This window comes from Nocardia tenerifensis NBRC 101015, assembly GCF_000308715.1.
GTDB lineage: Bacteria > Actinomycetota > Actinomycetes > Mycobacteriales > Mycobacteriaceae > Nocardia > Nocardia tenerifensis.
This window is the reverse complement of record NZ_BAGH01000319.1, coordinates 1-22,986: the sequence shown is the minus strand read 5'-3', so window position 1 is coordinate 22,986 and position 22,986 is coordinate 1. Positions and strand designations below refer to the sequence as shown.

Genomic DNA, 22,986 nt, shown 5'->3' with positions numbered 1-22,986 from the left:
CGGTCAGCTCGGCCGGTCCACGGTCAGCACGACCAACGGCAGCGGACGCTCCACCTTGGATTGATAGTCGGCGAGCAAGGGATTGTTCGCCAGCGCCCACGCCGCGAACTCCTCGTACTCCGCGCCTTCGAGGGCGCGCGCGGTGCCCTGGTAGGTCTTGTCGCCGAACTCCATTGTCACCCGTGGCTCGGCCTTCACGTTGTGGTACCAGGCCGGGTAGCGGTCCTCGATGAACGAACTCACGTACATCGTCTCGCCGCGGCGCAGGACGCCGAGCGGAACCACGTGCCGCCTGCCGCTCTTGGCGCCAGTGGTGGTGAGCAGCAGCAGTTCCCCGTTCTCGTACGCGCCGCCGACCTTGCCGCCGTTCGCGCGGAACTCCTCGATGACGCCGTCGTTCCAGTTCGCGATGTCCTCCGCGGAGTAGTCCTGGTTCCAGGGGGCGTCGGGGTCGTCGTACGACTCGATCTTCTTGGCGGAATCCGTTGCGGGCGTCGGCTGTTCGCTCATACCCGGCAGTGTGCCGTAGACCACCGACAAGTTCGGCGGCGCGCAGTACTCCGCCCGATCGCGCAGTACTCAGCCCAATCGCGCAGTGCCCAGCCGAGCCGTGCAGTTCCCACCGGAGGCGTTCAGTGTGCCCGGCCGAAGTGTGCGATATCCAGCGCGAGGTGTGCAGGACTCAGCGGAGCCGTGCGGGTATCAACCGAACGTGCGAGCTCAGCCCAGGCATGCATGGCTTCACCGAGGCGGGCGCGGCTCGACTGAGCGTGGAGGCTCTGCCGAGGTGTGCGTGCCTAGCCGGATGTGCAGTGCCCAACGGAGGCGTGCGGTACCCAGCCGAGGGGTGCATGGCTCTGCCGAGGCGTGCGCGGCCTGACTGAGCGTGGAGGCTCTGCTGAGATGTGCGTGCCTGAGCCGGAGGCGGGAGTGCTCAGCGGAGGCGTGCAGTGCCCAAACCGAGGCGTGCAGTGCCCAACCGAGGCATGGGCGTTCGGTCGGGTGGGTCGAGTGCTCAGCCGAGGGCGTAGAGCTCGGTGCCGCGCTGCTCGAGGATCGTCGTGCCGAGTACCGCGAGCGAGATCGGGGCTCCGCTGTAGCCGGGGCGATCCACCGGAATGCGGGCGACCTCGGCGCCGGTGGTGGGGTCGAGGCCGACGATCGCGCCCGCGGTCGGCATGAGCAGCCTGCCCGCCATCATGGTCGGGGCGCCGAGCGCGCCGGCCGCGGTCCACATCGGGTCAAAGGTGCTGCCGTTCAAGGCGATCACGCTGTTGCCGGTGAAAACCAGGTAGGCCGAGCCGATTCGGGTGGTCGTCGTCTTGTCGCTGAGCGGCGCCGAAAGCTGGTGCACCACAATCGGATTGCCGGAGGCGTCGTAGACGGCCAGGCGCGGCGCCGCCGCTTCGGTCCCCGCCGAGGCCGGCGCACCGGGCAGGTAGAGCACGATTCTGTTGTCCGACACCGCGAGTACTCGCGCGTCGGCGGAGTCCGCGCCGGGACCGGAGAGCACGTGCGAGCCGAACTCCTCGGGCACCGTGTTGTCCTTCGGCGCGGGGTTGAGCATGGTCAGCCGGTTGGCCGCGTCCTCGGGGCAGCGCTCGAGCACGCCGAGCCGCGAGGGGCTCGAGCCCGCCGAGAGCAGCGTGCAGCCTTTGCGCGGTTGGGTTTTCACGTTGACCGGCGCGTCGACGAATCCGTACTCGATGGTGCGGACCAGATCCGAACGCCACATCTCGAGCCGTTTAGGCCCCTGCGCGAGCACATAGGTGCCATCGACAGACAAACGCACCGACGGGTCCATGTAGCTGCTGCGCGCGGTGCGTCTGGCGCCGCTGTCGCCGGCCAGCAGCGTGGCCTGGCTGCATCCGCGCTCGTCGCGGTACACCGCCACCACCATGCTGAACTGGCCCTCGATCCCGCACAGCGGCATGTCGCGGCGGTAGTGCCACAGGTCGGCGCCGGTGCGCGGATCGTGCCCGGTGACCGTGCCCTCGTCACCGGTGACGGCGACGCCCGCGGAGGTCAGCGCCCGGCCGCTCGCGGTGTCGGGCGCGTGCCACAGCTCCCGCAGCGCGGTCGGCAGCTGGTCGGCCGCGACCGGCGTCGGCACGGGTGAACTCGCGGTCACCGACTCGGTGCCGTGCGCGTCCCCCCGCACCCACACCAGCACTGCCGCGATCACCACGAGCACGGCGATCGCGGCAGCGGAGATGACGTCGGCGCGCGTTCGCCGCTCGGGTGCGAGCACGCTTGCGAGAGTAACGGATCCGGTGGGTCAGACCGAAGCCGTGGCTGGCTCCACCGCGCTACCACTGTCTTCGTTCGCGTTGTCACCGGCGGGCTTGCGACGGCGACGCCTGCGTCGCGCGGGCTGGTCGCCCTGCTCGGCGTCGGCGGCATTGTTGTCGTCGGCGGTGGCGTTGTCGTCGGCGGTGGCGGCGGCCTCGCCGTTGTCGCCCTCGCCTGTGGTCCTGCGCCGACGGCGGCGACGACGGGCGGGCTGATCACCGTTCTCGTCGGCGGCCGAGTCCTCGGCGGGGTGCGCTCCGTTGCCCTGCGTCGCGTCGTTGTTCTGGGCAGCGCCGTTGCTCTGCGCAGCATCCTCGGCGGCGCCCTCGGCCTGGTCGACCGGCCGCCCGCGGACGGTGCGCTTGCGGTTGCGCTGGCGCGGGGGCCGCGCGGGCCGCTCCACCACGACCGCGTCCTCGTCGCGCTCCGGCTTGGGCTTGCGGATCGTGCCGCTCACGCCCTCGGGGATGCCGAGGTCGGAGAACAGGTGCGGCGAGCGGGAGTAGGTCTCCACCGGCTCCGCGATGCCGAGACCGAGCGCCTTGTCGATGGCGGCCCAGCGGCCGAGCTCGTCCCAGTCGATCAGCGTCACGGCGATGCCGGTGCGTCCGGCGCGGCCGGTGCGCCCGATCCGGTGCACGTAGGTCTTCTCGTCCTCGGGGCACTGATAGTTGATGACGTGGGTGATGTCGTCGATGTCGATGCCGCGCGCCGCGACGTCGGTCGCGACCAGCACGTCGATGCCGCCCTTGCGGAATTTGTTGAGCGCCTTCTCGCGGGCGATCTGGCCGAGGTCGCCGTGCACGGCGCCGACCGAGAAGCCGCGCTCGGCCAGGTCGTCGGCGACCTTCTGCGCGGTGCGCTTGGTCCTGGTGAAGATCATGGTCGCGCCGCGGCCCTCGGCCTGCAGGATCTTGGCGACCAGCTCGCTCTTGTCCAGCGCGTGCGCCCGGTAGACGAACTGCGTGGTGCGGTCGTGCACGGCCGAGTCGTGCGGCTCCTCGGCCCTGATGTGGGTCGGGCGGCTGAGGAACGTGCGGGCCAGGGTGATGATCGGGCCCGGCATGGTCGCGGAGAACAGCATCGTCTGGCGCTTGTCCGGGACCATGGTCAGGATGCGCTCGATGTCGGGCAGGAAGCCGAGGTCGAGCATCTCGTCGGCCTCGTCGAGCACGAGCACGCCGACCTTGCCGAGGATCAGGTGGTTCTGGTTCGCCAGGTCGAGCAGGCGGCCGGGGGTGCCGACGACGACGTCGACGCCGGTGCGGAGCGCGGCGATCTGCGACTCGTAGGGACGGCCACCGTAGATGGAGGCCACCTTGAGCGGGCCCTGGTGATTGGTCAGGTACTTGCTCGCGTTCTCCAGGTCGGAGGTGACCTGGATGCACAGCTCGCGGGTCGGCACGATGACCAGCGCCCGCGGCGTGCCGTCGAGCGGCGTGGTGCCGGTGTCGGCGGTGGCGATGCGGTGCAGCAGCGGCACGCCGAAACCGAAGGTCTTGCCCATGCCGGTGCGGGCCTGACCGATGAGGTCCTCACCGGCGAGCGCCAACGGCAGGGTGAGTTCCTGAATTGCGAAAGTACGTTCGATGCCGATCTCGTCGAGCGCGCGCACGATTTCGTCGCGAACGCCCAATTCGGCGAATGTGGGGGCGGTATGCGTCGCGTCCAGTTCGGCGGTCAACAGCGTCTCCGCCACACCGGGTTCCTGTTCGACAGTGATCTTGCTCAGGGTTCGTGCCTTCCTCGTAATCGCGTCCCGCGCGCACGAGGTGGGGCGGACCGGCCGGCCCGCGACGACCACGTCTCCGCCTGTGATACTCACCCGGCCACGCTCCGGATGTCTTCGGGTGCCGCTACTCGGCGGCTACCTCGGAAGACATCGGCGCGGCGCACTGGTGATGCGGAGCTGGTGCGCGCACATTTTCCGTGAACAACGAAACCTCTGCTCGCAATGCCGACCGGTCGTACCGCGGTGCGGTGGACGCGTGGATCCGGCAACTCCGACGAGCGAAACTTTTCGTTGTCCGGTGCGATTGTAGCGTGATATTGTGCGCGGCTCGAATTGCCGCTGCGGTTTATTCCGAAACCGAACTCCGGTTTCGCCGCGCCGTTCCCCGACGTACGCTGCGCGACATGGCAATTCATCCCGCGCGGCAAATCTGGACGACTCTCGAGCCACTACACGACGTGGTCTATTTCGGGGCCGGTGTCAAGGAGGCAGGAGTCGCGATCGGACTGCGCGGTTACTGGCAAACTTACTTCGCATTTCGGGCCGCGCCACTCGGCGCGGTGACGCCCGCCACAGTGCAGGCCGCCTTCGCCGGTTTTCACCCCGAAATGGTGCGCAAAGCGTTGCCCGAGGCCTGGTCACGGGCCACACCCGAGCAATGCCTCGACGTCAGGCTCGATCTGTCCACCGCGCTGCTGCGCGGGCTCGGCGCGGGCGAGGCGGAGTGCGCCCGCGCGGTCTCCCTGCTGGCCCCGGTGCAGGATTACGCCGACCCGACCGGCAGGCCGCTGTTCGCGGCGAACGCCGCGCTGCCCCTGCCGGCCGACCCGGTGGCCGCGCTGTGGCAGCTGACCACCTCGCTGCGCGAGCACCGCGGCGACGGGCACGTCGCCGCCCTGGTCACGCACGGGCTGACCGGGCGTCAGGCGATGGTCATGCAGGCCGCGGCGGGCAAGGCGAGCGAGTCGGTGCTGCGCGGGGCGCGCGGGGTCTCCGAACGCGAGTGGGCCGACGCGTTCGACGAGCTGCGGGCCAGGGGGCTGGTGGTGGGGGAGCCGGTCAGCCCGTCGCTGACCGGAAGCGGGGCCGAGCTGCTCGGGCGCGTCGAGGCGAGCACGGACGACGCGGCCTGGAACGGCGCGCTCGCGGTGCTGTCCGCCGACTCGATCACCGAGCTGACGCAGTCGCTCGCGCCGCTGGCCGACCGGGTGCACGATGCTATCGTGCCCGCGGCGAATCCGCTCGCCATGGGTAAGCGGTAGGCCCAGCGTCGAAGTCCGGCCTTCGGGCGGACTTCGACACGATGTTCAGCCGCAAAGCGGAGTTGCCTGTTACCGCCGGTACCGAGATATGAGACATTCTCGGGGTGAATATCGCGGACACCGTCACGACCGCCGCCCGCAACGCGTGGGCGCTGACCTTCGGCTCGGGCGTCGAGGCCCCCGACCCCACGCCGTCGACGGTGCTGTGGGACGAGCCGCACCGGCAGCTGCGCCGCTTCGAGCATCGTGCGAGTGAGGCCGAATTGGCAACGGCGGCAAGGGATTCGGCGGTGCTGCTGGTGCCGCCGCTCGCGGCGCCCGCGAGCTGCTTCGATCTGCGCCCCGATCAGAGCCTGGCCGGGTTCCTGCTGGAGACCGGCCGGGCGCCGTACGTGGTCGACTACGGCGAGATCACCTTCGCCGATCGGCGGATGGGCTTCGAGGACTGGATCGACGAGATCCTGCCCGAGGCGGTGCTGCGCACGTCCGCCGATCGTGACGGCAGGCCGGTCGATCTGGTCGGCTGGTCGCTCGGCGGCACGCTGTCGCTGCTCACCGCGGCCGCGCATGCGGAGCTGCCGATCCGGTCCGTCACCGTGGTGGGCGCGCCGCTCGACTACGACAAAATGACCGGGATTCCGCAGCTGCGCGCGGTCGCCAAGCTCACCGGCGGCCTCGCGACCTCGACGCTGGTGCGCGCGGCGGGCGGCGTGCCCGCGCCGCTGACCAGGATCGCCTACAAGGTCACCGCGTGGGACCGCGAGCTGACCCGCCCGTGGTTCGTCGCGAGCAATATCGCGCGCACCGAGACGCTGGCCCGGATGGAGACCATCGACCGCTTCATGGCCGAGATGCCCGGCTACCCCGGCCGCTTCTACGGACAGCTGTGGGGCAGGTTGATCCTGAACAACGACATCGGTCGCGGCGTCGTGCGGCTGGGCCAGCGGCGTATCGAGCTGGCCGAGGTGAGCGCCCCCGTCCTGCTGGTCGGCGGCCCCGCCGACGTGATCACCCCGGCCGCGGCCGTCGAGGCGGGCACCAGGACCCTCACCGGCGCCGCCTCGGTCCGCTACGAGACCTCGCCGGGCAGCCATCTCGGCATCCTCACCGGACCCGAGGCGCGCGACACGACATGGACCTATTTGGACAAGTTCTTGCGGGAGATCGCGTGAAAACGGACAACTTTCGCTCCGTCGCGGCGTGACCGTCGCGGAGTACTAGTCTGGGCCTATGGGAGCACAGTCACCTGCCGCGCTGGGTGTTTCGTCGACCGAATCCGTCCCCGCCGATCACCCGGGTGTCGTAGACCTGTTCGCGGTGCTCGCCTACGGTGAGATCTCCGCGTTCTACCGGCTTGCCGAGGAAGCGAAGTTGTCGCCCACGCTGCGCGGCAAGGTCGCGGTGGCCAAGATGGCCTCCGCCGAGATGGACCACTTCAACGCGCTGGAGTCGGCGCTGGCCGCGCGCGGCGTCGACATCTTCGACGCGATGGCGCCGTTCGTGCGCGCCCTGGACGCCTATCACGCCTCCACCGACCCCTCGACCTGGCTCGAGTCGATGGTGAAGTTCTACGTCGGCGACGGCATCGCCGCGGACTTCTACAAGGAGATCGCCGGCGCGTTGCCCCCCGAGGTGGCCGAGGTGGTGCGCGAGGTGCTCGCCGAGACCAGTCACTCCGAGTTCGTCGTCGAGGAGGTGCGGCGCGCGGTCGCGACCAGCCACTCCGAACGCGACCGGCTCACCCTGTGGGGCAGGCGGCTGCTCGGCGAGGCGATCACCCAGGCGCAGTACGTGATGGCGCAGCGCGACGAGTTGACCGAGCTGGTCCTCGGCGCCGCGGGCGACCTCAACGGCATCGCCGCGCTGTTCGAACGCATGCAGGCCAGCCACGCCGAGCGCATGGCCGAGCTGGGGATCTGAGGACCGGAGACTCGAGCCCGCTCAGAGTGGTTGTGAGCGGCCGGGGCCGCTCGGGACGTCTCCGGGCACCAGATGCGCGAGATCCCATGCGGCGCTTGCGAAATCGCGTCAGCCTACTCGTTGACCGCCGTCGGCCGGACCAGCCGCAGCCCGTGGCTCTGCGACTGAGCCTGATCGACGAGCCACACGATGACGCTCTGATCGCCGTCGGCCTGGAGCGTTTCGAACGGAACCGACACCGGTCCGTGCACCGGATGGTCGATGTGCAGCGTCCCGGAGACGCTCGCGCCCACGTGGTGCGGCTTCCAGCGCGCCGCGAAATCGGGGTGGCGGCGCAGCGCGTCGATCGTCTCCAGCAGCGAATCATCGCCCGGCCAGCGCACTTTGGCCCTCGACAGTGCCGCAGCGAACGTATCCGCGGCCTCGGACCAGTTCCGCAGTACTCGGCGCGCGGCCGGATCGTGGAAGGTGTACCAGGCCAGGTTCGGCTGGCCCTCGCCGTCGAGCAGGCCAAGGGGTGCGACGAAGTCCGCCCAGGACGCGTTCCAGCCGAGCACATTGAGCCGTCTGCCCACCACGAACGCGGGCGTCGGCTGCAGCGCGCGCAGGATCGACTGGATCGTCTCCGCCACCTTCTCCTCGGCGGATTCGCTACCGGGGCAGCCTTTTTCGTTGCCGGACGCGAGAGCGAGCAGGCTGAAATGGTGCCGCTCGGCGCCGCGCAGCAGCAGCGCGTCGGCGAGGGCGTCGATCACCGCGACCGACGGATTGGTGTCGCGGCCCTGCTCGAGCCGGGCCAGATAGTCGGCGCTCACCCCGGCACGGACGGCGACCTCCTCGCGGCGCAGCCCCGGCGTCCTGCGCCGCCTGCCCTCCGGCAGCCCGACATCACCGGGCCGGATCTCCGCCCGTCGAGCGATGAGGAATTCCGCGAAGCCGTTGCGTGCCATGATGCCCATCGTGCCGTGTCCTAGGAGGCTTAGCCTCGCCCTGTGGGGTCCAGGATAACGGCGGTCTGGTTAACGGACCGTGGTCCGGCCAAGGTCGACGGTATGACTTCTTCTTCCGAATCCACCACGACCGCCCAGTCCCTCAAGCCTGGTGCCTGGACCCTGGACACCGCGCACTCGCAGGTGGCCTTCACCATTCGCCACCTCGGCATCTCCAAGGTGCGCGGCGGATTCAACCGGTTCGAGACCGAGTTCGTGGTCGACGAGTCCGGCGCCGCCACCCTCGGCGCGACCATCTACCTCGACTCGTTCGACACCGGCAACGCCGACCGCGACGCGCACATCCGCACCGCGGACTTCCTCGACGTCGAGAAGCGTCCGACGCTGACCTTCCGCGCCACCGGCCCGGTCCAGATCGCGGAGAACTTCGAGGTCGAGGGCGAGGCCACGCTCGGCGACGTAACCAAGCCGGTCACCCTGGACGTCGAGTGGGGTGGCGTGCAGGACTTCGGCCCCACCGGCGACCGGCACGCCGGATTCTCGGCCACCGGCACCATCAAGCGCACCGACTTCGGCGTCGGCGGCCCGCTGCCCGGCATGCTGAGCGACAAGGTGAACATCGAGCTCGACATCCAGCTCATCGAGCCGAAGTAGGCACGCCGGTCCGCGTATTCGAGCCAGCGTCGAGTGTCACCGCCGAGGCGTCGGCGACCGGCGATACGGCGAGGTTCGACTCGGTCTACTTGTTCGCTGAGAGCGCAGGTAGCCGTTGGCCGTCGGGGCAGGTCCCTGCACTAGCCTGGGAACGACAGCACAGGACTCTTACGTTCGGAGGTTGGCCGTGGAGGTCAAGATCGGTATTTCGGATAGCCCGCGCGAGCTCTTGATCAACAGCTCGCAGACCCCGGAAGAGGTCGAGGCGCTGGTGTCCGGTGCGCTGAACGGCAGCGGCGGCGTCGTATCGCTGACCGACGACAAGGGTCGCAAGTTCCTGATCCAGGCCTCGAAGGTCGCCTACGTCGAGATCGGCACGGTCACCAGCGGCCGCGTCGGCTTCGCCACGGTCTGAGTTTTCGCGGCCATCGGCCGAACAGCGAGAAGCCCCTGCAACCCATTGGTTGCAGGGGCTCTCGTCGTTCTAACCCTCAGTCGATCGGGTGCAGCGGTACGTGTGACAGACCACCCCAGGCGAGGGACACCGTCGTGTCGACGGCCTCCTCCTTCGGGATGGGCCGATCGGCCTCCAGCCAGTAGCGCGCGGTGAACTGGCTCGCGCCGACCAGGCCGACGGCGAGGATGCGCGCCCGGTACGGGTCGAGGCCGGAGTCGTGCGCGACCACGTCGAACACCGCGTCGACGCAGGCCTCGGTGGCCTGCTCGACCCGGCGCTGCACCTGCGGCTCGCTGGTGAGGTCGGACTCGAAGACCAGGCGGAAACCCTGCATCTCGTTGTCGACGAAATCGAAGTACGCCTGCACGGCGGCGCGCACGCGCTGCCGGTTGTCGGTGGTCGACCGCAGCGCCTGCCGGACGCTGGAGACCAGCATGTCCACGTAGTTCTGGAGCACCGCCAGGTACAGCTCGAGCTTGCTGGTGAAGTGTTGATACAACACCGGCTTGCTCACTCCGGCGCACTGCGAGATCTCGTCCATGCCCGCGGCGTGGTAGCCACGCTGCACGAAGACCTCGCTTGCCGCCGCGAGTAGCTGCAGACGTCGCTCGTCACGCGGAAGCCGGGTGCCACGTTTTGCGGGCTCGGACGACGATCTGCGGGACGCCATCCGGTCCACGAGGTCAGTCATTTCGGCTCTCCCAGTTGATTCCCCGGCAAGGGGTAAGCACGGGTATCCCAAGAACGATACTCGGTTGTCGTGCGCCCGCAGATCGGCCCCGGAGAAGTGAGGGAACCCGGTGAGAAATGTCGCATCCGGGGGCGGATGTGGTGGGCCCGACGGCGCCCGCGGCCCGCTGTGAGAACCTGGTATTCGTGACTTTCCGCGCCGACCGACCCGGGGAGCGGCCCGCCGAGCCCCCGGTCACGTCCGGCGGCGGGCGCGATGCGCGCCGCCGTGCTGGCCCCGGCGCGCCCGGTTCCGTAGTGTCGGATCACGTGGCAAGGTCAGGCCCAGAGGCACGTCCGGGCGCAGCCGCCCGCTCCGGCGCTGCGCCACCGCTCGATGCCGAAGACGGCTCCACCCACCGCAGACCGGACCCCGCCGCCCGACGCGGATCCGAACCGGCGGCTCGCTCGGAGCCCGAATCCACCGCTCGCCGCAGATCCGATCTAGCAGGCGGCAAATCAGGCCCCGCCGGCGGCAAACCCGATCCCGCAGGCGGCAGACCCGGCCCCGCCCGCGGCAACGGCGCCGCGCCGGAGACGGATCCGCTTGCCCCGCAGCACGATTCGCCCCGCCGTGACCGCGACGGCGTCGAGATCTACGACCCCCTAGGCCTTTACGGCCGTCCGGACCGCTCCCATCAGCCGCTGCGCGCCAGCTGGGATCCCACCGGCGAGGGCAGAACACGGGAGCGCCCCGAGCGCGGCGTCAAAAAGCAAAGCGCCCTAGGACGATTCGTCTCCACCTACGGTTGGCGGGCGTACGCGCTCCCGGTGTTGTTCGCCGTGACGGTACTGGTGATCGTCGACGCGGTGCGCGGCTCCGATCCGGTGACCACGGTGGCTGGTGTGCCCGGCCTCGGTCATCTGAGCCCGCGCGCGGCGAGCGACGGCATCATCGGCGGCCCGACCGGGGACGGCCACTTTCCCGCGGACCTGCCGACCGGCGCCCTCCCGGAGGGCGGCAAGTTCGCCGAAACCGGAACGGGCACATGGCATGTGGTGCCGGGCTCCACCCCGCAGGTGGGCGCGGGCACCGCCTCGGTGTTCCGCTACACGGTCGAGATCGAGGACGGCATCGACACCTCCGGCTTCGGCGGCGACGAGTCGGTGGCCAAGCTGATCGAGTCCACCCTCGCCAACCCGAAGAGCTGGACGAACGACCAGAAATTCGGTTTCCGCCGGGTGGACCAGGGCGACACCGAGTTCCGCATCTCGCTCACCTCCCGCGAATCCAGCCGCAAGGCCTGCGGTTTCGAGATCCCGATCGACTCCTCCTGCTACAACTCCGAGCTCGGCCGGGTGGTGCTCTCGGAGGTCCGCTGGGTGCGCGGCGCGATCGCGTTCGAGGGTGACATCGGCTCCTACCGGCAGTACCAGATCAACCACGAGGTCGGGCACGCCATCGGCTACCACCAGCACCAGCCGTGCGAGACCGACGGCGGCCTCGCCCCGGTGATGATGCAGCAGACCTTCGGCACCAAGAACAACGACATCGCCGCGCTCGAGCCGGACGGCGTGGTCCCGGCGGACGGCAAACGCTGCCGCTTCAACCCCTGGCCGTACCCCCGCGGTTGACGGGCGGCCCGGTGCGCGACCATAGATCGGGAAGAACGGTCTGGTCGCGGGTGTTGCACATCGGGATCGACCCATTCGATGCGAGGAGCCCTGGACGTGTCATCACCAAAGTCCCTGCCGCCGCTGGTCGAGCCGGCCGCGGAGCTGACCAAGGACGAGGTCGCCCGCTACAGCCGCCACCTGATCATCCCCGATCTGGGCATGGACGGGCAGAAGCGGTTGAAAAACGCCAAGGTACTGGTGATCGGCGCGGGCGGGCTCGGGTCTCCCGCACTGCTCTACCTGGCCGCCGCCGGCGTCGGCACGCTCGGCATCGTCGAGTTCGACGAGGTGGACGCCTCCAACCTGCAGCGCCAGATCATCCACGGCGAGTCCGACATCGGCCGCCCCAAGGCCGACAGCGCGCGCGACTCGATCCTCGAGATCAACTCCGGCATCGACGTGCGGCTGCACAAGATCCGGCTGGAGCCGGACAACGCCGTCGAGCTGTTCGCCGAGTACGACCTGATCGTCGATGGCACCGACAACTTCGCCACCCGCTACCTCGTCAACGACGCGGCGGTGCTGGCGGGCAAGCCCTACGTGTGGGGCTCGATCTACCGCTTCGAGGGTCAGGTCTCGGTCTTCTGGGAGGACGCGCCGGACGGGCGCGGTATCAACTACCGCGACCTGTACCCGGAGGCCCCGCCGCCGGGCATGGTGCCGTCCTGCGCCGAGGGCGGCGTGCTGGGCGTGCTGTGCGCCTCGATCGGATCGGTGATGGTGACCGAGGCGATCAAGCTGATCACCGGCATCGGCGAGCCGCTGCTCGGGCGCCTCATGGTGTACGACGCTCTGGACATGAACTACCGGACCATCAAGCTGCGCCGCGACCCGGAGCGTCAGCCGATCACCGAGCTGATCGACTACGAGGCGTTCTGCGGTGTCGTGTCGGAGGAGGGCCAGGCCGCCGCGGCCGACTCGACGCTCACCGCGCGCGAGCTGAAGGACCTGCTCGACGCGGGCAAGCAGATCGAACTGATCGACGTGCGCGAGCCGGTCGAGTGGGACATCGTGCACATCGACGGCGCGAAACTCATTCCCAAGGACCGCATTCTGTCCGGCGAGGCGCTGTCCGAGCTGCCGCAGAACCGCCCGATCGTGCTGCACTGCAAGACCGGGGTGCGCTCGGCGGAGGCGCTCGCGGCGCTCAAGCGCGCCGGTTTCGCCGACGCCACGCATCTGCAGGGCGGAGTGATCGCGTGGGCCCGGCAGATCGATCCGTCGCTGCCCGTCTACTGATCGGTCGAAGGCCGTTGTGACCCCGGGGCCGCCAAGAGCGCTTGCGAGGACGGATGTCCGAGGCCGCGCGGCCCGGGTTGCGCATCGGCGCGGCGTGCTGTACACCGTTCACCCCGGCGGTACGGTACGGCCGTGACTTCTGTGGAACCCCCCGAGCACGTGCGCGCCACGTTCGGTCTGCGCGAGGTTTCCCCGGTCACCACGGGCGACTGGGACGGCGGGTGGCGGTTCGGGGACGTGGTGCTCAGCCCGGTCGCCGACCACGCGCGCGCGGCGTGGTCGGCGAAGGTCCGCGAGACGCTGAAGGTGGACGGGCTGCGAGTGTCCCGGCCCGTCCGCGCCACCGACGGCCGCTACGTGGTCTCCGGCTGGCGCGCCGACACCTACCTGGAAGGCACGCCGGAGCCGCGGCACGACGAGGTGGTCTCGGTGTCGCTGCGCCTGCATCAGGCCACGACCCACCTCGAGCGACCCCGGTTCCTGGTGCAGCCGCCGGTGGCGCCGTGGGTCGACGTGGACGTTTTCGTCGCCGCCGACCGGGCCGCCTGGGAGGCGGTGCCGCTGCGCAGCCTGCGCGCCGGCGGCCCGCTGCCCTCGGCGGACTCTCCGGACGGACAGCGCAGCATGGAGCTCATCGGCCAGCTGGCCACCCTGCGCAAGCCGGTGCGCACGCCCGCTCAGCTGGTGCACGGCGACCTGTTCGGGACGGTGCTGTTCGCCGGGACGTGCACGCCCGGCCTCACCGACATCACGCCGTACTGGCGGCCCGCGCCGTGGGCGGCCGGGGTGATCGTGGTGGACGCGCTGGCGTGGGGCGGCGCCGACGACGGACTGCTGGAGCGCTGGCGGGATCTGCCGGAGTGGCCGCAGATGTTGTTGCGCGCGGTCATGTTCCGGCTCGCCGTGCACGCGCTGCACCCGCGTTCGACGCCGCAGGCCTTCCCCGGCTTGGCGCGCACGGCGGACATGGTCCGCCTCCTGCTCTGAGACCACAACCTGATCGGCCGCCGAAAGCTTTGCGAGGCAAGAGCTTTCGACGACCGACGAGCGTCAGACCTTGGCGTAGGCCAGCGACGGCATCCGCTCGACGGCGAACGAGGTCCGCAGGTAGAACCACCAGGTGACCGCGCCCATCACCAGGAACGCCACCGCATAACCCCAGAACGCGGGCGCCATCGTGTGGTAGTGAATGTTGGACAGCCGCAATGCTTGCTGGAGCAGCCAGCCGCCCGAGGCGCCGACCGCGCCGATCACGCCGATCGCCGCGCCCGCCTGCCGCCGGGCCGAGGCGGCCGACTCGGTGAGGTCGAGGCCGTGCTCGGCGGCGTACTTCTTGGAGATCGCGCTGAAGATGGTCGGGATCATCCGGTAGGTCGAGCCGTTGCCGATGCCGGTCATCACGAACAGCACCAGGAACGAGATCAGGTACAGCGGAAAGCTTTTCAGCTCCAAGGACGCCATGATCAGCGCGACCGAGACCGCCATGCCGCCGAAGACGCACAGGGTGATCTTCGCGCCGCCGATCTTGTCCGCGACCCAGCCGCCGAACGGCCTGCTGAACGAACCGACGAACGCGCCGAGGAAGGCGAGATTGCCGATCGTGCTGATCCAGCCGATATTCGCCAGGCTCGGGAAGTTGGCCTTGATCAGCGTCGGGAAGGCGAAGGAGAACCCGATGAACGAGCCGAAGGTGCCGACGTACAGCAGCGCCATCACCCAGGTGTGCCGGTTGGTCAGCGCCATCCGGTAGGACCTGCCGTCGGACTTCGCGCTGGCGATGCTGTCCATGTAGCGCAGCGCGCCGAAGGCCGCGACGAGGATGAACGGGATCCAGACCAGCACCGACAGCGTGATGCCGAAGCGGTAGCCCGCCGCGTCCTTCGCGGTGAGGTGGGTGCCCAGCGTGATCAGCAGCGGCAGTACCAATTGGGTCTGTGCCACACCGAGATTGCCGCCCGCCGCGTTGATGCCGAGCGCCGCGCCCTTCTTGCCGTCGGGGAAGAAGAAGTTGATGTTGGACATCGACGAGGAGAAGTTGCCGCCGCCGACACCGGCGAGCGCGGCCAGGACCAGGAAGACCCACATGGGCGTGCCGGGCTGGTTGACGAAGTAGACGAGTCCCAGGGTGGGCACGAGCAGCATCGCCGCGCTGAACGCGGTGAAGGCCCGGCCGCCGAAGCGCGGGATGGCGAAGGTGTACGGGATGCGCAGGGCCGCGCCGACCAGGGTCGGGGTCGAGGAGAGCAGCAGCGCGTTGCTGACCGCCGTCGGGTCGCCCTTGCCGAGCCCGGCCAGGAAGCCGAAGCCGGCCGCGCCCATGCTGGTGACCACGGTGCCCCAGATGACCCAGATGCTGAAGCCGAGGTTCTCGGCGAACACCGAGAACATCAGGTTCTTGCGAGCGGTCCGCGCGCCGCCGGACTCCCAGAACCTCGGGTTGTCCGGCTCCCAATGCTCGAGCCAGCGGCCGCGCCTTCGGTATTCGAAGGCCGGTGTGTCGGAAGGGACGTCGGGCGCGGTGCCGGTGGCGGCTGCGATGGCAGTCATCGGCTTCCTCTCGTTCGCACTCGACCGGCCCTCATCGCGCCGCTGCGCGCCGGCGGAGTCGAGTTGCTCAGCTAACGGTCGTTTCACAACGTAGGGGCCCGTTGTTGCGGCACCGTGGCTTCGCGTGACGTTCGAGGCAAATCCGGCTCACACGGACAACGGACGGCGAGTGAGCGTCACTCGCCGTCCGTTCCGATGGATCAGGGACCGGCTACCGCACGTCGGGGTATTCGGCGATGAGCGATTCGAGGAAGCAACTCGCCGCCGAGGCCGCGCGCTCCGGGTCGCCGTCGATCACGGCGTGCACCAGCTTGGCGTGCTCCTCGGGGTACGAGTCGTCGGACTTCAGCGTCCGCGCGCGGATCACCTGCTCGATGATCGGCAGCAGCGAGTCGTAGAACTCGAGGTAGACGGCGTTGTGGCTGGCCACCACGATGGCGCGGTGCAGCTCGACGTCGGACTCGATGGCGGCCGGGTTGTCCTCCTGATAGGCCTTGTCTCGCTCGCTGAGCAGTTGCAGTAGGTTGGCGATGTCGGCATCGTCGCGGCGGCGCGCGGCGAGCGCGGCGGCCGTGGTGTCCAGGGCGAGGCGTAGCTCGAGCACGTCGCGCTCCTCGGCGTCGGCGAAGTACTTGCCGAGGGTGCCGCCGAGATCGGAGGAGGCGATCACGTAGGTTCCCGAGCCTTGCCTTCGCTCCAGCATCCCCGCGTGGACGAGGGCCTGGACGGCCTCGCGCACGGTGTTTCGACCCGTTCCGGTGAGCTCGGTCAGCTCCGGTTCGGTGGGGATGCGGGATCCGATGGGCCAACGGCCGGAACGAATTTCGGCACGCAGCTGCTCGGTGACCTGGGCGATGAGGCTGGTGCGCCGGACTGGTTGCACTGCCATAGAGTACCGCTCATCACAAATCATTGCCTCCTATCATCGGGTCATCCTATGATTTCGCGGTGACCGCAACCCTCCAGAAAACCGCGACCGAGCAGGAATCACCGCAGGTCGAGCAGCGTCGACGAGCGCTGACGGAGGGTCGGCTGCTCGTTCTGGCAGCGATCATCATGTCCGCGCTCACCCTGCGCGTCGCGGTCACCGCGTTCAGTCCGCTGGCCGAGCGCATCGGCGCGGACGTGGGGTACGGGACCGCGGTGGTCGGCGTCTTCGGCATGATCCCGACCGCGATGTTCGCGCTGTCCGGCCTGCTGACGCCGGTGCTGGTGCGCCGCTTCGGGCTCGAGCGCACCGCGCTGCTCGCCATGCTGATGGCCGGCACCGGCCAGCTCGTGCGGGTGCTGCTGTCCGGCACCGCCGAGCTCCTCGTCTTCTCCGCCCTGGCGCTGGCCGGCATGGGCATCGGCAACGTGGTGATCCCGCCGCTGGTCAAGCGCTACTTCGCCGATCGCGTCGCCGTGGTCAGCTCGCTCTACATCATGATGGTGCAGCTCGGCACCGTGGTGCCCGCGTTCGTCGCGGTCCCGATCGCCGACGGGCACGGCTGGCGGATCTCGCTCGGCCTCTGGGCCGTCCTCGGCTTCGCCGCCGCGGTGCCGTGGATCGGCGTGCTGCGCGATCGGCGCGGCCGCGAGGTCGTCGACACCACCGCGCTCGGCGCGGCCGACGCGCCGCGCACGGGACGCGTCTGGCGCTCTCCGGTCGCCTGGGGCATGGCGGGCATGTTCGGCATGACGTCCCTGATCACCTACGCCATGTTCACCTGGCTGCCCAAGATCCTCAGCGACGCCGGAGCAAGCGCCGGATTCGGCGGGTCGATGCTCGGGCTGTTCGCGGTGGTCGGTCTGGTCGCGGCCCTCAGCGCGCCTGCGGTCGTCACGCGATTCCGCAATCCGTTCCCCGTCGTGGTCGGCTGCGCGGTCTTCTTCGTCGTCTCGTTCGCCGGGCTGCTGATCGCCCCGATGAGCGCGCCCATCCTGTGGGTGGTGCTGCTCGGCCTCGGCCCGAGCACCTTCCCGATGGCGCTGACCCTGATCAACCTGCGCACCAACACCCCCGGCGGCTCCGCCGCGCTGTCCGGTTTCACCCAGGGCGTCGGCTACGCGGTCGCCTGCGTCGGCCCGCTGCTGTTCGGCGTGCTGCACTCGATGACCGACGGCTGGGGCGTGCCGTTCGCGCTGCTCGCCGTCGCGGTGCTGGTGCTGCTCGCCGGCGCGTGGCAGGCGTGCAAGCCGCGGATGCTCGAGGACACCTGGAACTGAGCCACCCGTAGGTCGGTGTCGAGTGGTGCGATGCGAATCGCACCACTCGATTTCTTTTTGCCGGGGCGCTTTCGAGTTGCGGGCCGCGGGGGTGACGTTCATGCTGTGCGCGTCACACCTCACCGACGGTTCCACGACGAAGTCGGCTACTTGGTGATTCCCGGAAACCGTTGTGTCACATGGGCGAAACAAACGCGCGGAACTCACCCGCGGGGCTACGGCATCGTGAGCAACCGTTGACGCACCGGTCATCGCGCGCAGCATGACGGCAATACCCGTTTCCTACCGTTGGGCCAACCGGATCATTGGAGGCCCTTCTTGAGCACGCCGACGAATCACTCAGTCGAACCTGCCCTACGTAAGACCGCCGTGGTCGTCGGCCACGGCATGGTCGGGCACCGGTTCGTGGAAGCACTGCGGTCCCGGGACGAGGCCGGCCACTGGCAGGTGGTTGTGCTGAGCGAGGAGCGGCTGCCCGCCTACGACCGCGTCGGCCTCTCGTCCTACGTGGGCGCGTGGGACGCCGCGGCGCTGGCCCTGCCCGGCAACGAGTACGCCGGCGACGCGCTGGTCGAGCTGCGGCTCGGGATCCGCGCCGAGACGATCGACCGGGACGCGCGCAAGGTCACCACGTCGGCGGGCGACACCATCGCCTACGACGCGCTGGTGCTCGCCACCGGCTCGTATCCGTTCGTTCCCCCGGTGCCGGGCCACGACCGGCCGGAGTGCTTCGTCTACCGCACGATCGACGATCTGGACGGCATCCGGGCCGCCGCGGAGGCCGCGGGGCCGGGCGCCGTCGGCGTCGTGGTCGGCGGCGGACTGCTCGGCCTGGAGGCCGCGAACGCGCTGCGTCAGCTCGGCCTCACCCCGCACGTGGTCGAGTACAACCAGCGGCTGATGCCGGCCCAGGTGGACGAGGGCGGCGGCGCGATCCTGGAGCGCCTCGTCACCGACCTCGGCCTGCACGTGCACACCGGCGTGGGCACCTCCTCGATCGAGGAGGCGGAAAACGGTGTCCGCGTGAGTCTCTCCGACGACTCGGTGATCGAGGCCTCGCTGGTCGTCTTCTCCGCCGGTGTCCGCCCGCGCGACCAGATCGCCCGCGACAGCGGACTCGAGGTGGGCCCGCGCGGCGGCATCAGCACCGATCTGGGGCTGCAGACCTCCGATCCGAACATCTGGGCCATCGGCGAGTGCGCCGCGGTCGACGGCACCTGCTACGGGCTCGTCGCGCCCGGCTACACCACCGCCGAGATTGTCGCCGACCGGCTGCTCGGCGGCGCGGGCGAGTTCCCCGGCGCGGACATGTCGACCAAGCTCAAGCTGCTCGGCGTCGACGTGGCCAGCTTCGGCGACGCGCACGCCACCACCGAGGGCGCGCTGTCGGTGGTGCTGCACGACGCCGCCAAGGGCACCTACGCGAAGCTCGTCGTCTCCGACGACGCGCAGATCCTCTTGGGCGGCATCCTCGTCGGCGACGCCACCGCCTACGCCGCGCTGCGCCCGCTGGTCGGGCGTCCGCTGCCCGCCGAGCCCGCCGCGTTGATCTCGCCCGCGGGCGCGGAACTCGGCGCCGACGCGCTGCCCGACGACGCCCAGATCTGCTCCTGCAACAACGTCTCCAAGGGCGCCATCTGCGGCGCCATCGCCGACGGGGCGTGCGACATCCCCGGCATCAAGAAGTGCACGACCGCCGGAACCTCTTGCGGCGGTTGCGTTCCCATGCTCAAGAAGCTGCTCGAGCAGTCCGGCGTCGAGATGTCCAAGGCGCTGTGCGAGCACTTCACCCAGTCGCGCGCCGAGCTGTTCCAGATCGTCCAGGTGACCGGGATTCGCACGTTCTCCGGCCTGATCACCAAGTACGGCAAGGGAATCGGCTGCGACATCTGCAAGCCGACCGTCGCCTCCATCCTGGCCTCGACCTCGAGCGAGCACATCCTCGACGGCGAGCAGGCCGCGCTGCAGGACACCAACGACCACTTCCTGGCCAACCTGCAGAAGAACGGCACCTACTCGGTGGTGCCGCGGATGCCCGGCGGCGAGGTCACCGCCGATCAGCTCATCACCATCGGCGAGATCGCCAAGGAATTCGACCTTTACGTGAAGGTCACCGGCGGCCAGCGGATCGACCTGTTCGGCGCGCGCGTCGAACAGCTGCCGCGGATCTGGCAGCGCCTCGTCGACGTCGGCATGGAATCCGGTCACGCGTACGGCAAGTCGCTGCGCACGGTGAAGAGCTGCGTCGGCTCCACCTGGTGCCGCTACGGTCAGCAGGACTCCGTCGGCATGGCCGTGCTGCTCGAAAAGCGTTACCGCGGACTGCGTTCCCCGCACAAGCTCAAGCTGGCTGTGTCCGGCTGCGCCCGCGAATGCGCGGAGGCGCGCGGCAAGGACGTCGGCGTGATCGCCACCGAGCACGGCTGGAACCTCTACGTCGGCGGCAACGGCGGCCTCACCCCGAAGCACGCGGTGCTGCTCGCCGGCGATCTCGACGACGAGACGCTGATCAAGTACATCGACCGGTATCTGATGTTCTACGTCCGCACCGCCGACCGGCTGCAGCGCACCGCGCCGTGGCAGGAGGCGCTGGAGGGCGGCATCGACTACCTCAAGCAGGTCGTCTGCGAGGACAGTCTCGGCATCGCCGACGAACTGGAGGCGGCGATGGCCCAGCACGTCGCCGGCTACCGCGACGAATGGGCCGCCGTGCTCGAGGACGAGGAGAAGCTGTCGCGCTTCGTCTCCTTCGTGAACGCGCCCGAGGAGACCGATCCCACAATCTCGTTCGACGAGAGCGGAGAACGCAAGGTACCGGTGCTTTTGGGCATGCCGGAGGTTCCCGTCGGGGCGGCCGCGGGCAGTGCCACGCACGGGAAATGACGGCTTAACCCCATAGAAACAGGGCGCCTGTACCAATGGGTAAGGCGTTTGGAGGATGACACCATGACCGTGCTCGATACCCCCGGTTTTGCCGCCGTGACCGCCACCGGATGGACGCAGGCGTGCCGGCTCGACTACCTGATTCCCGGCCGCGGCGTCGCGGTGTTGCTGAAGGGCGGGCGGCAGGCCGCCCTGTTCCTGCTGGACGACGGCATGCTCTACGCGGTCGGCAATATCGACCCGATCGGCCGCGCCGCGGTCATGTCGCGCGGCATCGTCGGCGACCGCGGCGGGGTGCCCGTCGTCGCCTCTCCGCTGCTGAAGCAGGCGTTCTCCCTCGTCGACGGGCACTGCCTGGACGACGAGTCGGCGGCGCTGCCGGTGTACGCGGTGCGCGTCGCCGACGGCGTGGTCGCGATCTCCAACGAGCCGGTGCTCGTCGAGCTCGCCGCCTCGGGCGGGTGAGCGCATGACCACCATGGACGCCGGACCCTGTCTCGCCGGATTCACCATCGGCCTCACGGCGGCCAGGCGGGCCGACGAGTTCGCCACGCTGTTGCGGCGGCGCGGCGCCGACATCGTGTCGGCCCCGGCCATCCAGATCATCCCGCTCGCCGACGACACCGAGCTCGAGCGGGTGACCCGTCAGCTCATCGTCGAGCCGCCGCAGATCACGGTGGCCACCACCGGGATCGGCTTCCGCGGCTGGATGGAGGCGGCCGAGGGCTGGGGCGTCGCGGAGGAGCTGCGCACCACGCTCGGCGCGACCAGGATGCTGGCGCGCGGCCCGAAGGCCAAGGGCGCCATCCGCGCCGCCGAGCTGCGCGAGGAGTGGTCGCCGGCCTCGGAGTCCTCGGCCGAGGTGCTCGATCACCTGCTCGCCGAGGGTGTCGAAGGGGTACGGATCGCGGTGCAGCTGCACGGCGCGACGACCGAGTGGGAGCCGGTGCCCGACTTCTGCGAGGTATTGCGGTGCGCCGGTGCGGATGTCGTGCCCGTGCCGGTGTATCGATGGACCCCGCCCGCGGATCAGGGACCGATGGACCAGCTGATCGAGGCCATCGTGACGTCGAGCCTGGACTGCGTGACGTTCACCAGCGCGCCCGCGGTCGCGTCGATGTTGATGCGCGCCAAGGAGACCGGGCTGCTCGAGGGACTGCTGCACGCTCTGCGCGGACGGGTGCTGGCCGCGTGCGTCGGACCGATCACCGCCGCGCCGTTGGAGGAACTCGGCGTCACCACGTCGATGCCCGGACGGGCCAGGCTCGGCGCGCTCGCCCGGCACGTCGCCGAGGAGTTGCCCCGGCGGGCCAACCGGATCTATGCCGCGGGGCACACGCTGAGCGTGCGCGGCGGTTGCGTGGTGGTCGACGGCGAGGTGCGCCAGCTCGCGCCCGCGCCGATGGCGATGATGCGCTCGCTGGCCCGTCAACCCGGCCGGGTGGTGTCGCGGGAGAATCTGCTCGCCGCGCTGCCGGGCGGCGGTGACGACACGCATGCCGTCGAGACCGCGATCGCCCGGCTGCGCGCCGGACTCGGTGCGCCGAAGGCGATCCAGACGGTGGTCAAGCGCGGCTACCGGCTGGCGCTGGACGCGGCCGAATGCATCGACAACCCGCGACCCGAGATCGCGTCGCGGCCGCCGGTCGCGGGCGCGCCGACGAGGTACGTGCAGACCTTGGGGACGATGTGAACGCCCCCGCGCTGGTGCTGGTGGCGCATGGCACCAGGAGTACCCGGGGTGTTCAGATGATCGCCGCGCTGGCGGAGGCGGTGAGCAAAGAGCTCGGCGCCGCGATTTCGGGGCGCGGCGCCGCGATTTCGGAGGGCGGGGCAGCAATATCGGAGGGACGGGCCGGGTTTGCGGAGGGCGGGGCCGCGTTTTCGGAGGGCCGGGCCCTGTTTTCAGAGAGTGCGGTGGAGCCCTCCGGGGTGCCGGTGCGGACCGCGTTCGTCGACGTACTCGGCCCCTCGCCCGCCGAGGTGCTGCGCGATCTGCGCGACGCGTCGGGGGAAACCGTTCCCGCCGTGGTGGTCCCGGCGTTCCTGGCCTCCGGCTACCACGTCTATCAGGACGTGCCGCGGGAAGTGACCGAGAGCGGCCACCCCGCGGTGGCCGTCACCCCGGCCATGGGCCCGGACCCGGCGCTGGCGCGAATCATGACCATGCGCCTGCGCGCGGCGGGCTGGCGGCCCGGTGACGCGGTCGTCTTCGCCGCCGCCGGCTCCTCGGATGCCCGGGCCCGCCAAGACGTTCGCCGGGCCGCCGCCATGCTCGCCGAGCGGCTCGACACCCCGGTGCGGATCGGCTACATCGCCACCGGCGCGCCCCGCGTCCCGGAAGTGGTTGCCGCCCTGCGTGTCTCCGGCGCCGAACGCGTCTTCGTCGCGTCGTACCTGCTGGCGCACGGGCTGTTCCAGCAGCGGCTGCACGACGCGGGCGCCGACGGCGTCGCCGAGCCGATCGGCGTGCATCCCGCCGTGGTCCGGCTGATC

At 69.9% G+C, this 22,986-nt stretch carries 20 protein-coding genes; 13 read left to right on the top strand and 7 right to left on the bottom strand.

What is annotated here, in order from left to right; translation table 11 throughout:
* Nucleotides 1-3: 3 nt before the first annotated feature.
* The 3 genes from ON39_RS25785 to ON39_RS25775 all read right to left on the bottom strand — a co-directional run bounded on the left by ON39_RS25785 (nt 4) and on the right by ON39_RS25775 (nt 4,045).
* Nucleotides 4-510: a nitroreductase/quinone reductase family protein gene (locus tag ON39_RS25785; RefSeq protein WP_040738284.1), complete on the bottom strand. Its 507-nt coding sequence runs from the start codon at nt 508-510 to the stop codon at nt 4-6.
* 505 nt (nt 511-1,015) lie between these two features.
* Complete coding sequence (locus ON39_RS25780) at nt 1,016-2,251, bottom strand: Rv3212 family protein (RefSeq protein ID WP_040738242.1); 1,236 nt, start codon at nt 2,249-2,251, stop codon at nt 1,016-1,018.
* A gap of 27 nt (nt 2,252-2,278) precedes the next feature.
* On the bottom strand, nt 2,279-4,045 hold the full coding sequence (locus ON39_RS25775) for a DEAD/DEAH box helicase (RefSeq protein WP_040738282.1): 1,767 nt from the start codon (nt 4,043-4,045) through the stop codon (nt 2,279-2,281).
* A 383-nt stretch (nt 4,046-4,428) separates the two neighbouring features.
* On the opposite strand from ON39_RS25775, the gene ON39_RS25770 reads away from it, so the two are divergent.
* The 3 genes from ON39_RS25770 to ON39_RS25760 all read left to right on the top strand — a co-directional run bounded on the left by ON39_RS25770 (nt 4,429) and on the right by ON39_RS25760 (nt 7,206).
* Nucleotides 4,429-5,286 carry an SCO6745 family protein gene (locus ON39_RS25770; protein ID WP_040738240.1) on the top strand — a complete coding sequence of 286 codons (858 nt, stop codon included), beginning with the start codon at nt 4,429-4,431 and terminating at the stop codon, nt 5,284-5,286.
* Between the two features lie 104 nt (nt 5,287-5,390).
* Complete coding sequence (locus tag ON39_RS25765; protein WP_040738239.1) at nt 5,391-6,458, top strand: polyhydroxyalkanoate synthase family protein; 1,068 nt, start codon at nt 5,391-5,393, stop codon at nt 6,456-6,458.
* 58 nt (nt 6,459-6,516) lie between these two features.
* Nucleotides 6,517-7,206 carry a ferritin-like fold-containing protein gene (locus tag ON39_RS25760; protein WP_040738237.1) on the top strand — a complete coding sequence of 230 codons (690 nt, stop codon included), beginning with the start codon at nt 6,517-6,519 and terminating at the stop codon, nt 7,204-7,206.
* Between the two features lie 113 nt (nt 7,207-7,319).
* Here the strand turns inward: ON39_RS25760 and ON39_RS25755 are convergent, their stop codons facing one another.
* On the bottom strand, nt 7,320-8,156 hold the full coding sequence (locus ON39_RS25755) for a helix-turn-helix transcriptional regulator (RefSeq protein WP_040738279.1): 837 nt from the start codon (nt 8,154-8,156) through the stop codon (nt 7,320-7,322).
* A 102-nt stretch (nt 8,157-8,258) separates the two neighbouring features.
* On the opposite strand from ON39_RS25755, the gene ON39_RS25750 reads away from it, so the two are divergent.
* Nucleotides 8,259-8,810, top strand: a complete 552-nt coding sequence (locus ON39_RS25750) for a YceI family protein (RefSeq protein ID WP_040738236.1) — start codon at nt 8,259-8,261, stop codon at nt 8,808-8,810.
* A gap of 187 nt (nt 8,811-8,997) precedes the next feature.
* On the top strand, nt 8,998-9,225 hold the full coding sequence (locus tag ON39_RS25745) for a DUF3107 domain-containing protein (protein ID WP_040738278.1): 228 nt from the start codon (nt 8,998-9,000) through the stop codon (nt 9,223-9,225).
* A gap of 76 nt (nt 9,226-9,301) precedes the next feature.
* On the opposite strand, the gene fasR is transcribed toward ON39_RS25745, so the two are convergent.
* A complete protein-coding gene (gene fasR, locus ON39_RS25740) occupies nt 9,302-9,958 on the bottom strand; it encodes an HTH-type transcriptional activator FasR (protein WP_040738234.1) in 657 nt (218 codons plus the stop codon).
* A gap of 308 nt (nt 9,959-10,266) precedes the next feature.
* On the opposite strand from fasR, the gene ON39_RS25735 reads away from it, so the two are divergent.
* The 3 genes from ON39_RS25735 to ON39_RS25725 all read left to right on the top strand — a co-directional run bounded on the left by ON39_RS25735 (nt 10,267) and on the right by ON39_RS25725 (nt 13,839).
* Entirely contained in the window at nt 10,267-11,571 is a 1,305-nt protein-coding gene (locus ON39_RS25735; protein ID WP_373283737.1) for a DUF3152 domain-containing protein, read from the top strand.
* A gap of 96 nt (nt 11,572-11,667) precedes the next feature.
* Nucleotides 11,668-12,852 (top strand): adenylyltransferase/sulfurtransferase MoeZ, encoded by a 1,185-nt coding sequence (moeZ, locus tag ON39_RS25730; RefSeq protein ID WP_040738232.1) that lies wholly within the window; start codon nt 11,668-11,670, stop codon nt 12,850-12,852.
* Between the two features lie 132 nt (nt 12,853-12,984).
* Nucleotides 12,985-13,839, top strand: a complete 855-nt coding sequence (locus ON39_RS25725) for a TIGR02569 family protein (protein ID WP_040738230.1) — start codon at nt 12,985-12,987, stop codon at nt 13,837-13,839.
* Between the two features lie 63 nt (nt 13,840-13,902).
* Here ON39_RS25725 and ON39_RS25720 read toward each other — a convergent pair whose 3' ends face one another.
* The gene (locus tag ON39_RS25720) at nt 13,903-15,399 is read right to left on the bottom strand and encodes an MFS transporter (RefSeq protein ID WP_040738228.1); all 1,497 of its coding nucleotides are present in this window, start codon (nt 15,397-15,399) and stop codon (nt 13,903-13,905) included.
* Between the two features lie 211 nt (nt 15,400-15,610).
* Nucleotides 15,611-16,282, bottom strand: a complete 672-nt coding sequence (locus tag ON39_RS25715; RefSeq protein ID WP_040738226.1) for a FadR/GntR family transcriptional regulator — start codon at nt 16,280-16,282, stop codon at nt 15,611-15,613.
* A gap of 65 nt (nt 16,283-16,347) precedes the next feature.
* Here ON39_RS25715 and ON39_RS25710 point away from each other — a divergent pair, with 65 nt between their 5' ends.
* The 5 genes from ON39_RS25710 to ON39_RS25690 all read left to right on the top strand — a co-directional run.
* Entirely contained in the window at nt 16,348-17,607 is a 1,260-nt protein-coding gene (locus ON39_RS25710) for a CynX/NimT family MFS transporter (protein WP_246002790.1), read from the top strand.
* 318 nt (nt 17,608-17,925) lie between these two features.
* A complete protein-coding gene (gene nirB / locus ON39_RS25705; protein ID WP_255219298.1) occupies nt 17,926-20,490 on the top strand; it encodes a nitrite reductase large subunit NirB in 2,565 nt (854 codons plus the stop codon).
* 63 nt (nt 20,491-20,553) lie between these two features.
* Nucleotides 20,554-20,955 (top strand): nitrite reductase small subunit NirD, encoded by a 402-nt coding sequence (nirD, locus tag ON39_RS25700; protein ID WP_040738272.1) that lies wholly within the window; start codon nt 20,554-20,556, stop codon nt 20,953-20,955.
* Nucleotides 20,956-20,959: 4 nt separating this feature from the next.
* A complete protein-coding gene (locus ON39_RS25695; RefSeq protein WP_085998264.1) occupies nt 20,960-22,183 on the top strand; it encodes a uroporphyrinogen-III synthase in 1,224 nt (407 codons plus the stop codon).
* Nucleotides 22,180-22,986: sirohydrochlorin chelatase (locus ON39_RS25690; protein ID WP_040738223.1), on the top strand; the 807-nt coding region annotated here is incomplete at its 3' end. The genes ON39_RS25695 and ON39_RS25690, both read left to right, overlap by 4 nt.